Annotated in this window: 10 protein-coding genes and 1 other annotated feature; of the genes, 1 reads left to right on the top strand and 9 read right to left on the bottom strand. The window is 37.8% G+C overall.

Annotated elements, in window-relative coordinates; translation table 11 throughout:
* Positions 1-79: 79 nt before the first annotated feature.
* Positions 80-931: an aldo/keto reductase gene (locus tag F0161_RS02025; protein WP_150203471.1), complete on the top strand. Its 852-nt coding sequence runs from the start codon at positions 80-82 to the stop codon at positions 929-931.
* Positions 932-993: 62 nt separating this feature from the next.
* Here the strand turns inward: F0161_RS02025 and F0161_RS02020 are convergent, their stop codons facing one another.
* The 9 genes from F0161_RS02020 to F0161_RS01980 form a co-directional block, all read right to left on the bottom strand.
* Complete coding sequence (locus F0161_RS02020; RefSeq protein WP_150203469.1) at positions 994-1302, bottom strand: LPXTG cell wall anchor domain-containing protein; 309 nt, start codon at positions 1300-1302, stop codon at positions 994-996.
* A 9-nt stretch (positions 1303-1311) separates the two neighbouring features.
* Positions 1312-3654 (bottom strand): hypothetical protein, encoded by a 2343-nt coding sequence (locus F0161_RS02015; RefSeq protein WP_150203467.1) that lies wholly within the window; start codon positions 3652-3654, stop codon positions 1312-1314.
* Positions 3655-3696: 42 nt separating this feature from the next.
* Positions 3697-4278 (bottom strand): hypothetical protein, encoded by a 582-nt coding sequence (locus F0161_RS02010; protein ID WP_150203464.1) that lies wholly within the window; start codon positions 4276-4278, stop codon positions 3697-3699.
* 968 nt (positions 4279-5246) lie between these two features.
* Positions 5247-6644, bottom strand: a complete 1398-nt coding sequence (locus F0161_RS02005; protein WP_137602257.1) for a sugar porter family MFS transporter — start codon at positions 6642-6644, stop codon at positions 5247-5249.
* A gap of 380 nt (positions 6645-7024) precedes the next feature.
* Positions 7025-7753 carry an L-ribulose-5-phosphate 4-epimerase gene (locus F0161_RS02000; RefSeq protein ID WP_137602256.1) on the bottom strand — a complete coding sequence of 243 codons (729 nt, stop codon included), beginning with the start codon at positions 7751-7753 and terminating at the stop codon, positions 7025-7027.
* A gap of 191 nt (positions 7754-7944) precedes the next feature.
* Positions 7945-9552, bottom strand: coding sequence for a xylulokinase (locus F0161_RS01995; protein WP_150203462.1), 1608 nt, complete (start codon positions 9550-9552; stop codon positions 7945-7947).
* A 489-nt stretch (positions 9553-10041) separates the two neighbouring features.
* Positions 10042-10278, bottom strand: a binding site (T-box leader).
* Positions 10279-10733: 455 nt separating this feature from the next.
* Positions 10734-13340: a bifunctional acetaldehyde-CoA/alcohol dehydrogenase gene (adhE, locus tag F0161_RS01990; protein ID WP_150203460.1), complete on the bottom strand. Its 2607-nt coding sequence runs from the start codon at positions 13338-13340 to the stop codon at positions 10734-10736.
* Between the two features lie 280 nt (positions 13341-13620).
* Positions 13621-14148: a DUF1836 domain-containing protein gene (locus tag F0161_RS01985; protein WP_137602253.1), complete on the bottom strand. Its 528-nt coding sequence runs from the start codon at positions 14146-14148 to the stop codon at positions 13621-13623.
* Positions 14149-14274: 126 nt separating this feature from the next.
* On the bottom strand, positions 14275-14808 hold the full coding sequence (locus F0161_RS01980; RefSeq protein WP_150203458.1) for a hypothetical protein: 534 nt from the start codon (positions 14806-14808) through the stop codon (positions 14275-14277).
* Positions 14809-14914: the final 106 nt, after the last annotated feature.

Here is a 14914-nt window from a genome sequence, read left to right as displayed (position 1 = left end):
TATATCATTCTCTGATTGATTTTACCTGCCCTATCTCAAAATGTTACAATTAATTTCGATGAAAAAACGGAGGGATATCATGACAAACATTTCCGATAATTATTTAACACTTGCAGATGGTAACAAGATGCCACAGCAAGGCTTTGGCGTTTATAAAATCACTGATCAAAGTGAGTTTGATCAAGCAATCGAATCTGCCTGGAACCATGGCTATCGTTTATTTGACACGGCTCAAATGTACAAGAACGAACAAAATTTAGGCGACTCCTTACAAAAACTTAGTGCACCACGAGACCAAATGTTTATTACAACAAAAATTTCTGAAGCCAACCAGGGTTACGATAAATCCATTAGTTCACTCAAAGAATCTTTAACGAAACTACAAATGGATTATGTCGATTTATTACTAATTCATTGGCCAATCAATACTGAATTTTTTGAGACTTGGCGTGCATTCGAAGATATCAAAAAAGAAGGCTTGGCTAAATCAATTGGGGTCAGCAATTACGATATGGTTCACATTCAATATTTGGCTACCCAAGCACATGAAATGCCTGTTTTGAACCAGATTGAAGTGAGTCCATTAATGAGCCAAAAGCCAATGTTGAAATTTAATACTGAGAACAATATTACCACCCAAGCCTGGAGCCCATTAGGACGTGGCAAAGTCCTCAACAATCCTACCATTCAAAAAGTTGCAGAAGATACTGGCAAGTCTGCTGCGCAAGTTATTTTACGTTGGCACTTACAAAACGGCATTGCAATCATTCCTAAGTCGGTTCATGACGCAAGAATTGCCCAAAATGCAGATATTTATGATTTTGAATTAACTTCTGCGCAAATGGCACAAATGGATTCAGTTAATACTAATCATCGCGTTAGTAAAGAACCTGAATTAGTATATGAATTTGGTGAACAATATCCATATTAATTTTTTCAACATAAAAGGTTCAAGCAATTTATTAATTTGCTTGAACCTTTTTTGTACATATATTACTTACTATCTTCTTTTTTTCGTTTCTTGCCTGCAATTCCAAATATCATCATGAGTAAGCTCAATAGTCCTAACGTTTGTAAACTATCCCCACTTTCATCAGTCTGCGGAAGTTTGTTTTTATCATCGTTAGTCGTTGTTGAATCAACCTCTTTATTTTCAGAAGATAACTGTTGACCGTTAACGGTACTATTATTTTTATTTTGCTCAGATGATAACTGACTTGCAGCATCATTCAATTGATTAATTAGTTGAATGATATCTTGTGTTAAAACAAGAGATTCGGCATTTTTAAGCGAATTTAACAAATCTTGTAATTATTGTATTAAATTACCTAGTTCGCCAGTATTTCCATATTCCTTCAATGCATTCTCTGCATTCTCTGCATTCTCTGCATTCTCTGCATCTTTAATCGCTTGGTTTCGTTCTACTTTCGCTTGTTCGATAACTGTATCCATTGCATCGATTGCTTTTTGTACATCGTCAATTGACGCCGTTGGATCATTCACTAAATCTTTCAATTTATCAGTGGCATCTTTGACCCCAGGTTCTTTATTAACTGGATTTGCAAAATCTTCTGTTAAATGATTATTTGCGTCATCTAAAACATTTTGTACATTTTCAGAAATTTCTCGTAATTCTTGTACAGTATCTTTAATATCTGCAGTTAACACATTCTCAGAACCACTTGCAGCATCATCCAATGTTTTTTGTAATTCATCCAATTTTTCCTTAACACCTGGACGTTTAGAAATAGAGTCAATGTTTGTAATTAATGTCTCTGCTTCATCAACCGCATCATTTCGTGAGTCTTTAGCTTGGTTAACAACGTCCTTAAATGTTTCTGTTGCTGCCAAAATATCGGCGGTTGTCGATGCTGGATTGTTTAAGACTTCGTTTAATGCTGTGACCGCATCAGTCACCACTTGTTCATTTCCAACTGGATCTGTCGCAGCAAAGGCTGTGTCAGCCGCATCTTTGGCATCATTTCGTGAGTCTTTCGCTTCGCCGACGACTGTGTTAAATGTGTCAGTCTCTGCTAAGATTTCAGCGGTTGTCGATGCTGGATTGTTTAAGACTTCGTTTAATGCTGTGACCGCATCGGTCACCACTTGTTCATTTCCAACTGAATCTGTCGCAGCTAAGGCTGTGTCGGCCGCATCTTTGGCATCATTTCGTGAGTCTTTCGCTTCGCCGACGACTGTGTTAAATGTGTCAGTTGCTGCCAAGATTTCGGCGGTTGTCGATGCTGGATTGTTTAACACTTCGTTTAATGCTGTGACCGCATCGGTCACAGCCGTTTCATTACCTACTGGATCTGTCGATGCTAAAGCTGTGTTGACTGCATCTTTAGCATCATTTCGTGAGTCTTTTGCTTCACCGACGACTGTGTTAAATGTGTCAGTTGCTGCCAAGATTTCAGCGGTTGTCGATGCTGGATCGTTTAAGACTTGATTTAATGCTGTGACCGCATCGGTCACAACCGTTTCATTTCCAACTGGATCTGTCGCACCTAATGCTGTGTTGGCTGCTTCCGTCGCATCAATTCGTGAGTCTTTCGCTTCACCGACGACTGTATTAAATGTGTCAGTTGCTGCCAAGATATCGGCTGTTGTCGATGTTGGTTCGTTTAACACTACATTCAATGCATTAACTGCATCTATCACCACTTGTTCATTGTTCACCGGGGCAGTATTTAATAAGCCAACATTAGCATTAAGCAAGGCAGTCGCATGAATAATATCCGCTGTGAGTACTTGTTCACTATTATTGTTGGCTGCTTCAACAATATTATTAAGATTATCGATGGCACTTGCAACATTACTGTTTGTCGCCACATCTTTTGCATTACTGATTGCATTCGTAGCGTCTATTTTTGCATTGTCTCTTGCATTCATCGCAGCATCGAAAATTGTTTGAAGTTGCGTTGTAAACGCGTCAACGTCTTCTGAGGTCAATTGAGCATTAGAAAACTGGTCGTTGATGCTAGAAACCAACGGCACAATCCCCTCTTCATAAGTAACAGGTCCACTGACCGCCTTCATATAGATTTCATTCAACTTAACAAAGCTATCGATTATTAAGTTTAGTTTATCCGTTAATGTAACGAGTTCGCTAGTGACCAATAACTCATTGTTTGCATCAGCCATCGCTTGTTCCAACAAGCCTTGCGCTTTTATGAGTGCTGCCTTATTGTTTGGTACTGTTCTATCCATAGCATCTTGAGCCGCTGTTTGCGCATCACTACGGGTAATTTTCGCTGCAGCTAAAACACTTAAATAATTATTTGTATCGGCAACTAATGTAGCGCTATTCGAATCAACAGAATTTTGAAGAGTGGCTTTAGCAGCAATTACATCTGCTTCATTAGAAACCGGAGAGCTATCTTGAGCCAAAGCGGCAAGGGCAGAATTCATATCAGCATTAACAGCATCATCAAGAAGTTTAGTTGAGGCAATAATATCTGATGTAAGGGCATCTGCGTCACCCTTCGCAGCATTTGTGATTACTTGATCTAAAGTATCTATTTCGTCTGCATAATCAGCACTATTAGATGCTGCCTGTGCTTTAGCAATTAACTCTTGAGCTGCAGCAAGTGCAGCGCGACGTTCTGACACTGCCTGGTTAATGCCCATTGATTCAATAACTAGAGTTGACAAACTTTCAGAAATTTCTGCACCAAGTCCATAAAGTCTTAAATATTATACTACCTGAAGATAGTCATCATCAGCAATAACAACGGGTTCTTTCGATACCGCCAAAACATCATCTGGTGTGATTACATCGGATTGTAAAGTAGCAGTTGCTGCTATATTTACACTCGTATCCATACGTGCCAAAGAAATCAAATCTTCTGGTAAGACTGAACTGGGCGTTGGAACATTATCGCTTTCAATTATTTCTGTGCTTGATTCAGCAGTATCAGATAATACCTCTGAAGTTGCCGAAGTATCGTTAGCATTTGATTGATTTGCATCATTATCACTAGAAGAAGCGGGTTCAGCTACTGTACCGCTATCATTTTCCGGAGTTGTACCATTTGAAGTAACATCTTTACCGACAGCGACGGCAGCGTCACTTGTATCATCTGCCGTTGAATCAATATTTCCCTGTTTTGTACCTGACACGGTAGGCACTGCAACCTGAACGGACGTCAAAGAAACTGTCGTTCCACTTAAGGAGCCACTGGTTGAACTCACTTCTGCCGAGGAATCACTACTATCTGAACTTGCACTAGCATCTGTGCTATTGGCACTCGTTACCAGCAGTGTACTTGCAGCCATCAGAGCACCAAATACGGTACTTTTTACAACTCATTGTTTCTTTACCTTGTGTAATTTTTTCTTTAAATCAGCATCGTGATGTAGCATGATTATGCCCCCTCTCGCATCGAATAACTCACATTTGTATTTTTTAGAATATCCACCATAATTATTTAACTTAACCTGTCTAAGCTGAAATTCAGCCAATTAATAAAAAAGAGGCATTCGGCAGTACTGACAATTTAATTACCTAGCATTCGATAACCGACATGTTACGTAATTAATTGAATCCACAATCAGTTGATACCACTCGCCTTTTTGTACATGCATATCGTATCAGATTTGTTCCACAAAGCCAAACAAAATATACCAATAAGCTGAATTTTAGAATATATTTTTTTCAATATATAAATATATTAAGAATCCATTAATATGCACCGCTTAAATACGTATTTAACTTAATTATTTGGAGTAAACAAGCTTTATCCGTCCTTTACCAGTATTGCCCATAAAAGTTGATCATATATATACCGGGGTTATACCAGTATTTAAAACACAGCTACAGCAAATTAGATTATTTTATCGAAATATTGTTTCAGTTTTGCACCATTTAGATTAACCTCCTTAGATGTAAAAGCTGACTTACTATATCTTAAAATTAACATAAATAACTTATGGACACAATTAAAATACATTGTGTACATTCCATAAAAAGTGTCTACAATATAATTTTAAAAATCGACTAATTTATGATAACAATGGTGCATAAGTCTAGTAATAATTTATTTTTTAATTTCTCAAAATTCAAAGTTGTACTTATATATATTTGGACAAATTAATAAGTTATTAAATAAATAATGTCCGTTATTTATAGCGAAAAAATCTTTGACATTAATTGCACTATTCGCTCACCCGCGGCACATGCCGAAAATGCGCGTACAAAAAAACCCATGCACAATCACATGAGCTTAAAAAGTTAATTTATTAAATTATTTTGCTTCTGCACTAGCTCCGGTACTCTTGATACCTTCTGCTTCGATTTCTTCCAAAGTCTTACCCTTTGTTTCAGGAACAAAGAACTTAGTGAAGAGTACACCGAATACACAGATGATACCGAAGATTGCGAACACAGCTTCTTGTGGCATCGAGGCAGTCATAACTGGGAAAAGTAATCCGACTAAGAATGATCCAATCCAGTTAAATGATGATGCAAGTCCAGCGGCTTTACCACGAACTGCAAGTGGGAACATTTCACCAACGATTACCCAAGTAAGTGGTGCCCAAGTAAATGCGTAGAAGAATACGTAAATACAAAGGAATGTTAGTAGTAATAATGGATGTTCCGTACCAGTCGTTTTATTGATGATTGCTGGTAACAAGAATGAAGCAGCCATGACACTACCACCCATCATAATCAATGAACGGCGTTTGAACTTGTCGGCAATGGCCATGTAAACCAATGAACCAACAACCAAGATAACCCCTTGGAGTACAGACCAGATAAGCGCATCTGAAGCATTGACTTTTAACGCACTTTCAACAATCAAAGGAATGTAGTAGAAAATAGCATTTGCACCTTGGAATTGTTGGAAAGCCGCAACCCCAACCCCGGCAATAACCAAGTAGCGATACTTACCAGTAAACAGACTTGCATAACTAACGCTCTTGTCAGTTGCTGAGTCTTCTTGACTAGCAGTTGCTTTGATATCAGCTAATTCAGAATTAATTTCTTCTTCACTATCACGAACATAGCTAAGAACACGACGTGCTGATTTTTCATCACCATTTTTAATCAAGAAACGTGGTGATTCAGGTAACTTCAAAACACCAAAGAACAAGATAACAGCAGGTACAGCAGCGAAAGCTAACATAACTCTCCAGCCCCATGCAGTTGGAAGTCCCTTAAAGATGTAATCCATAATATAAGAAATCAACATACCTGAAACAATCATAGTTTGGTTAAGACCATTCAAACGTCCTCGGAGACGTGCAGGTGCTAATTCTGACATGTAAGGTGGTACCAATGCTGACGCAGCACCAACGGCCAATCCAAGGAATACACGGATGATAATTAAGTAAAAATCACCATGATTAGGAGCAACCCCAGAAAGAAGTGAGAATACACAGAAGATAACAGCTGAGATCAAAATCATCTTTTTACGACCAAGACGATCAGAAAGTTGACCAGCTAAAGCTCCCCCGAAGATTGCACCAAGAGTAACCCCTGAAGTAATCCATCCTTGCATTGATGCGCTGATTGGAGCCCAATCAATTTTCAAGAATGGAAGTGCACCGGTCATAACACCGATATCATAACCAAATAAAATTCCACCAAATGATCCAAAGAAGTAGATGAACCAACTTGGAATACGCTTTTCTTGTTCCATTGCAATTTCTCCTTTATGAATAAGATATAATTGTTCATTCTTTAACACATAAGTCACATTACACGACTAATGTATTAAACCAACTAAAATATAATTGCTTTGTTCCGTTGCCCCACTAATAATATTTAACCTTAAATACAATTTTCGGTAACGTTTACATTTACTAGAATAAGGTATTTGTCCGTATAAATCAAGAGCAAAATTAAGTTATTTAACAAATATTGTAATCTGTTACGTGATTATTTACACAATTCAATGATTCAGGCCCCAGATTATACGTTTTCATCATTTTCATTTTTGAAAATTTATTCTTGCAATTATTAAACTTTACTGAAAAAACACGCTTACCAAAGTGGCAAACGTGTTTAATAGATTGAGTTTTAGTGTTTTGCGTGATCTTTTGACTTAGCGTTATCTTGACCATAATATGCGTTAGCACCATGCTTACGATAATAATGTTTGTCTAAGAGATATTGTGGTACATGGTTGTCTGAATATGGATTTAGCATCAATGTATGGTAGTTCATTTCAGCAACAACTTCCAACACTTTAGCGTTATGAACAGCATCTGCAGCATCTTTACCCCAAGTAAATGGACCATGTTGACTAACGAGAACTGCAGGGACAGCATCTGGATCAATTCCGCGTTCTTTAAAAGTCCGAACAATTACTTCACCAGTATTTAGTTCATATTCGCCTTCAATTTCGTCTTGTGTCAAAGCATCAGCAGCTGGAACATCCCCATAGAAAGTATCGGCATGTGTTGTACCAAATGCTTGTACATCTTTTTTAGCTTGTGCAAATGAAACTGCCCAAGGTGAATGTGTATGAACAACTCCACCAATATTAGGAAAATGATTATACAAATACATGTGAGTTGGTGTATCACTTGATGGATTCATGTCACCTTCAACAACTTCACCCTTTAAGTTAACAACGACCATATCTTCAGGACGTAATTTATCGTAATCTACGCCAGAAGGCTTGATGACGAATAAACCAGATTCACGATCAATCTGAGAAACGTTACCCCAAGTAAATGTTACCAAATCAAGTTTAGGTAAGAGCATATTTGCGTCATAAACTTTTTGCTTTAAATCTTCAAGCATTTCATTATCTCCTTTTTTATCGATAAATTTCAATTACAGTGTAGCGCAATTTTAGATTAATCACAATCAACCTAATTCAGAATATTTTTGTTTCAAATATTGCTTCAGTCAAAAATCATTTAAACGTACAATCGGAACTGCCCATAATCCTGGACAATTCCGATTTTACAATAATGTTCAGAAAATTACTTTTAATTCATTTTCATTGATTCAACAGCTTGTCCTTCAACAGGTAGAGCTGCTTTGTAGTTATCGATAAATTTCTCATAGCCACGAACACTGACTGGTTCTGGTTCAAGCGTTGCACTTTCTTGAGAGCTAAATACTTCATCATCCAAATAGTCAGCTAATGATTGACCATCTTTGTGACTTTGAGCATATAAAGCTAAGACTGCCATCCCCCATGGACCACCTTCACCGGCATTGCTCATAACTGTAATTGGTGTATTCAATGCATCAGCTAAAACTTGTTGAGCAACAACTGGCGTTTTGAATAATCCACCTTGGGCAATCAAAACATCTGTCTTGATATGTTCTTCACGCAATAAGATATCCATCCCAATCTTCAAAGGAGCAAAGGCTGAATACAATTGTACTTTAAAGAAGTTAGCTAAATTAAAGTTTGAATCTGGTTTACGGACGAACAATGGACGACCTTCAGGCATTTTAGTGATGTTTTCTCCTGAAAGGTAAGCAAAGTTAACTAAGCCACCACCATCTTGATCTCCTTTTAAAGAGTTATCAAATAGTGCTTCATATAAATCATTAGGCTTTTGTGGTGCACCAATAACTTTGGCAAATTCAGCAAACAGGCTAGTCCAAGCATTGATATCTGATGAACTGTTATTAGTGTGCACCATGGCAACTGGCGCACCGTCTGGAGTAGTAACCATGTCGATATCGCGATGCACTTTCTTCAATGGTTCATCTAACACAACCATTGAGAAAGCTGAAGTTCCGGCAGAAATGTTACCAGTCCGCTTACGAACCGCGTTAGTAGCAACCATCCCCGTACCAGCGTCCCCTTCAGAAGGTGCCATCAAAGCACCTCCTTGAAGTTGGCCAGTAGGATCAAGCAATGCGGCACCTGCATCAGTTAAGGCACCCGCGTTTTCACCAGCAACTTTAACAGTTGGTAAGATTTCTTTAATGTCCCATGTGTATTGTTTAACGTTTTGTAGGGCACGGAACTTTTCAATCATGTCTGCATCATAGTCAGCAGTGTTTTCATCAACTGGGAAAATTCCTGAGGCATCCCCAATTCCCACCGTCTTTTCACCAGAGAGCTTGTAATGTACATAACCATCTAGAGTTGTTAGGAAATCGATGTTCTTAACGTGATCTTCTTTATTCAAAACAGCTTGGTACAAATGTGCAATGCTCCAACGTTCTGGAATATTGAAGTTAAATAGTTCTGTTAATTCACCAGCTGCTTGGCCAGTGATGTTGTTACGCCATGTCCGGAATGGAACCAAAATTTCGCCATCTTTATCAAAGGCCATGTAACCATGCATCATGGCACTGATTCCGATTGAACCAATTTTTTTAATGTTCACACCATATTTGTCTTTGGCTTCAGTTGCCAAATTAGCATAACTCGTTTGAATGCCGGCCCATACTTTTTCAAGTGAGTATGTCCAGATTCCTTGGTCGAGTTCATTTTCCCAAACAAAATCGCCTGAAGCAACTGTCTGGAAGTTGTCTGCTACTAATACCGCTTTAATTCGGGTTGAGCCAAGTTCAATTCCGAGCGCTGTGTTACCGTTTTCGATAGCACTTTTAATTTGATCCGTATTCATGGAAGTAACCTCCGATTTAATTATGTTATTTACTTAGAAACGTAAAATGTTATCCGCTTACATTGTATGATATTTGTCCGTATAAATCAATACACATTCTAATTTATACGCAAAATAACCATATAAATTTAAATTCTTGTGAAATACAAAGCAAATTAACTAACCAAATAGAAAAGGAACTCAAGCATTTGCTCAAGCTCCCTAATATGTGTGTTGGTCTTATTATTGTTCTATGTTGATGCAGTGTTCTATGTGTATTAATTCTATGTGATGTCGCTATGTGTAATCCGAATTGTTTCTATGTGCCCACTTTTTATGTTTGTAATTGTATGTGTGTTTTGTTTATGTGTTCATTAACGTTTTTAGGGACATGACTCGCACAATCCCGCCATTACTGTGTGTATATTTTGTTATCATTGAATCTCATCTCCCTTTCCAGTTAGTTTCACCAAAGACACAAAAAAACGTCCTTACTAGGCTTAATTGCCTAATAAGGACGCTTTGCGTGGTACCACCTCATTATGTATACTTCTCACGAAATATACCTTACCAGGTACGGCCAGACTCGACGATACCTTGGCGCTATAATGGGTGCAACCATTGAACACTCAAACTCGCATTCAACTCTCAGAGATTACTTTCAATTAAACTTCGTTCCTCATTCTCACCAACTACGAGGTCTCTTCAAACGTCATTTAATTTACTTTTTCTCATCAAAGTTCTAATTTATCTTTAATGTTGTTTTAATAATACTCCAACCTGAATAAATGTCAACAAGTTATTGGTGATTAAGTGAACTTTGTTGGTTTTAATGGCTTCACTCACCAATTCCGTCACCTAATATGAACGCCAATAACGATTCAAACTGCGAATCATCATTGACGTTCATATTAGTGCTCCGAAATTATTCGGTGAGCTCAGTACTTATTTTCTTTAACGGCATCTCATCCCATCAACGTCTCTTAGCTTAAATAACAAAAAGCACAATTCAAGTTCGAATTGTACTTTCCGTTATTTTTTTGCTAATGCTCTGTTGATAACCGGAATGATCAGCACTTATTCCCTTAACGGCTTCACAAAGCAAACATCTCCGTTTAACTAATAATGACCACCATCCAAAACTCGGATAGCGGTCATTATCTGTTAATACTCAATGTTTAAGCACTTTGTTCAGCACTTATTTATTTCTTTTCCACATTTTTCCCATCATATTCATCAATCATGATTTGTTTCAAATCAGCAATTAATGGTTCTACAGGGTTAGCAGTAGTTGTTTGATCTTCGTATGCTAATTCAGCCATTTCATCAACAACCTTGTCAAAGTCAGCCTTCTTAACACCATTAGCCTTTAAGCTTAATGGAATATCAACAGCGTGAGCTAATTTGATAAATTTATCAATGAAACCTTCGATTAATTCTTCGTTAGTGTTACCTTGAACTCCAACGTAACGAGCTAAGTCAGCATAATCATCATTGGCACGGAAGTATTCATACTTAGGCCATGGATTCATCTTCTTAGGCTCTGAGGCATTATAGCGAACGACGTGTGGGAATGTAATTGCGATACAACGACCGTGAGCCAAGCCGAATTCTCCGCCAAGTTTATGAGCAATGGCATGGTTAATTCCTAAGAAGGCATTACCAAAGGCCATCCCTGCAAGTGTTGAGGCATTATGCATGTTTGCTTTGGCTTCTTGATCACCATTATATGAAGCTTCAAGGTTATCAAAGACCAATTTAGCAGCTTGTAATGACCATGGACGAGTGTAATCTGATGCCAATGCTGAAACAAATGATTCTGTGGCATGGGCTAACACATCCAAACCTGATTCGGCAATTGTCTTCTTTGGAACTGTTTCGACAAATTGAGGATCAACGATGGCAACGTCTGGAGTCAAGGCATAATCAGCCAATGGGTATTTAACATGAGTCTTGCTATCAGTAATAACAGAGAATGGTGTTACTTCTGAACCAGTACCTGAAGTACTTGGAATAGCAACAAATTGAGCCTTGTTAGGAGTACCTAATTTGTAAGTTCTCTTACGGATATCCAAGAATTTTTGTTTTGCACCGAAGAAATCAGCTTCTGGATGTTCGTAGAATAACCACATACCTTTGGCAGCATCAAGTGGTGAACCACCACCAAGAGCAATAATTGTATCAGGTTCAAATTCACGAATTTGGTTCAATCCACGTTGAACTGTATCTGTCGATGGATCTGGTTCGATGTCTGAGAAAATTTCGTATTGAATCTTGTCACCGTTAGGACGGCGTTTTAATTCATTGACAACGATATCAGCATAACCATACTTAACCATGCTTGGGCCAGTGATTAACATAACCTTCTTAACACCTGGCATATCCTCTAAGTAACGAACTGATGTCTTTTCAAAGTAAACCTTTGGAAGTTTAACCCATTGCATATTATTACGCCTCTTTGCGATAGTTTTAACGTTGATAAGGTCAAATGCTGAAACGTTATGAGAAATTGAGTTTTTACCCCATGATCCAGTTCCCAAGGTAAATGAAGGAACCATTTCGTTATAAAGGTTACCAATTCCACCTAAAGCAGATGGAGTGTTAACAATTACACGACTAGCTTTAACTCTCACACCAAATCTCGTAATTAATTCATCATCTTCTGATTGGATTGCAGCAGTATGGCCTAATCCACCAAAATCAAGTAAAGCTTCACAAATCTTAATTGCGTCTTCTTGAGTCTTTGCACGGTAAACAGATAAGACTGGGCTTAACTTTTCACGTGAAAGTGGTTCTTGTGGTCCAACTTCAGTCACTTCAGCAACTAACACTTTAGTATCATCAGGAACTTTGATACCAGCTAATTTAGCAATGGCGATTGCTGACATACCAGCGATAGGTCCCTTAACACCGCCACGTTTTTCATCAAACATTGCATCAGCTAATTTTTTGTGATCTTTCTTAGCGATAACAAATGCTTTGTGGTCAGTCATTTCTTTCATTACTTTGTCATAGATAACATCATCGATCACTGCACTATTTTCAGTGGCACAAATCATCCCATTATCAAATGTTTTTGACATGATGATATCGTTGACTGCACGTTTGATATGAGCAGTTTTTTCAACGTAAACTGGGCCGTTACCAGGTCCAACACCCAAGGCTGGTTTACCTGAAGAATACGCAGCTTTAACCATGCCTGGTCCACCAGTAGCAAGAATACTTGCAATACCATCATGGTTGATGATTGCAGTGGTTGCTTCCAAACTTGGTGTTTCAATCCATTGAATAATATCTTTAGGTGCTCCAGCATCAATCGCTGCATCGCGTAAAACACGAGCTGCTTCTGCACTTGATTTTTGTGCTTGTGGATGGAAAGCAAAAATAATTGGGTTACGAGTCTTCACAGCAATCAATGATTTGAAAATTGTTGTTGAAGTTGGGTTCGTAACTGGTGTGATTCCGGCAATAACTCCCAAAGGTTCTGCAACGGTAATCAATTGACGTTCGCGATCATCTTTAATGATACCAACTGTCCGTAAGTCTTTAATTGAATGCCAGATTTCTTCTGAAGCATACATATTCTTGATGGCTTTATCTTCCATCACTCCACGACCAGTTTCTTCCCAGGCCATTTTTGCTAAATGCATATGTTGGTCTAAGGCGGTCATCGCCATGTGGTGCACAATGTTGTCAATTTTTTCTTGGTCAAAGTCTTCCATCTTATCTAGGGCAACGTGTCCTTTTGCAACGAGTTCATCGATCATTGCGGTTACGTCGACTTCTTTGCTGTTAGGTTCTTTAATCATTGTATTCCCTCCATGTCATGTCTGAAATTAATTGTTAAGTTATTCACAAGTGCTATTATATTTTAGTTTTTTATATTTGTAAAGTACTTTGTTCAGAGTTTTTCAAAGTGGCTTTAATTGCTTATACCATAAGTTTTCATAGTTTCACAATCGAAAATGGACCAAATCAAATGATTTTAAAAAAGTTTGTGAATTACTGTACAAATTGTAATCGCTTACATTTAAGAAAAGCTTAAAAAATGACCTGAAAAAAAGTTTTTTCAAGGCCATTTTTAATTTGTTATTTAATTTTTTTGATTTCTTGAGGTTGATTATCACGTTCCATTAACTTCAAAAGTTCGCGTGCCTTTAGTGTCGTAATAATACTATCAACTGCAATAATCATTAGTTTCTCTTCAATCGTTTTACCACCCTCAGGGTCGAGTTCATGTCCTGACAACCGCTGATTCAGTAATTCAACGAAACTATCAAATGCTTTTTTGGGATACTTGTGTGAGGTAACTTGATTCATCCCCGACCGAATGACATCCAGTGGGTACGTCGATTTAAGTAGTGTAATAATCAAAATATCTGCAATGTGCATCACTTGATACTTCTTTTTAACTGGTGCTAAAATTACATTTTTCTTAACGTAATTGTTAACCATTGAAGACGTGATTAAATCTAAACCGAGTGAGCCAATAATTGAATTCACATATGCCACAACTTGATCCATATACAGTTCTAATTTTGGTAATTCGTCCCACTTGGGAAAATCGATGGTTGCCAAGGATTTTTCCCATTTGTGGTACTCTTCTATTTCTGCCATTATCTTCACCCATCCTTTAAAAGCTATCGTAACTTAATCACCTAGTTTTGTAAACTAGTTATACTTAGAATTACGAGTTTATTCATTAGTCAACAAAGATTGTTTAATTAGCTCAGTGGTGAGGCTTTATTTGATGAAATAGAGACACCAGACCATCTCCGGTAAATACCGCTTAATGATTTGATATGGATTGTTTTCCTCCATGACATCTTCACTGACAATCGTGAATCGATATTTGTTCGCGACAAAGCGTTCATACGCACTGGCCTTGCTCCCAGCATAATGAATCGGCATCGTTAACTGCTGTTCTTTTAGATAATGGTTCAGTAAGTTCGTAGTTGCAGGATGGATAATTGCTTTATTTTGATGAAAGTCAAAGTTAGAAATCAGCACCATTGGCTTTAATGCATGATGAAAGACCTGTTCAATTACGAGTCGATCCCAATATTCATAGCTGAGTTCCCGCCAACCAAAATCTTTTTGTTTACTCTGATATGCTGCCGGAATTAATAAATATTCTCCTTGATACTGTTCTAAATTGGCGATAATATCATCAAAATTATCATGGATCACAATTTCATTTTCTTCTTCACCTGGGATATTTAGTGCTGCCGCATAGCTATCTGTTTCCTTAGGGCCTAAAGTATTTACAACTCTCATGATGTTTTCCTCATTTCAATCAAAATAAAAAACCGTCAGAAAATCACATCTGACGGCATTATTTTGTCAGACGTGAGCACGCAAAAACGGCGCCCACGTCTTTATT

This window comes from Paucilactobacillus nenjiangensis (assembly GCF_008632615.1).
Taxonomy (GTDB): domain Bacteria; phylum Bacillota; class Bacilli; order Lactobacillales; family Lactobacillaceae; genus Paucilactobacillus; species Paucilactobacillus nenjiangensis.
The sequence above is the reverse complement of the archived record's forward strand: the minus strand, read 5'-3'. Positions and strand labels throughout refer to the sequence as shown.

Excerpts from the sequence above, each read along its gene's own strand:
- adhE (WP_150203460.1), bottom strand. The coding sequence starts at position 13,340 with ATGATTAAAGAACCTAACAGCAAAGAAGTCGACGTAACCGCAATGATC.
- F0161_RS02000 (WP_137602256.1), bottom strand. The coding sequence starts at position 7,753 with ATGCTTGAAGATTTAAAGCAAAAAGTTTATGACGCAAATATGCTCTTA.
- F0161_RS02025 (WP_150203471.1), top strand. The coding sequence starts at position 80 with ATGACAAACATTTCCGATAATTATTTAACACTTGCAGATGGTAACAAG.
- F0161_RS01980 (WP_150203458.1), bottom strand. The coding sequence starts at position 14,808 with ATGAGAGTTGTAAATACTTTAGGCCCTAAGGAAACAGATAGCTATGCG.
- F0161_RS01995 (WP_150203462.1), bottom strand. The coding sequence starts at position 9,552 with ATGAATACGGATCAAATTAAAAGTGCTATCGAAAACGGTAACACAGCG.
- F0161_RS02005 (WP_137602257.1), bottom strand. The coding sequence starts at position 6,644 with ATGGAACAAGAAAAGCGTATTCCAAGTTGGTTCATCTACTTCTTTGGA.
- F0161_RS02010 (WP_150203464.1), bottom strand. The coding sequence starts at position 4,278 with ATGGCTGCAAGTACACTGCTGGTAACGAGTGCCAATAGCACAGATGCT.
- F0161_RS01985 (WP_137602253.1), bottom strand. The coding sequence starts at position 14,148 with ATGGCAGAAATAGAAGAGTACCACAAATGGGAAAAATCCTTGGCAACC.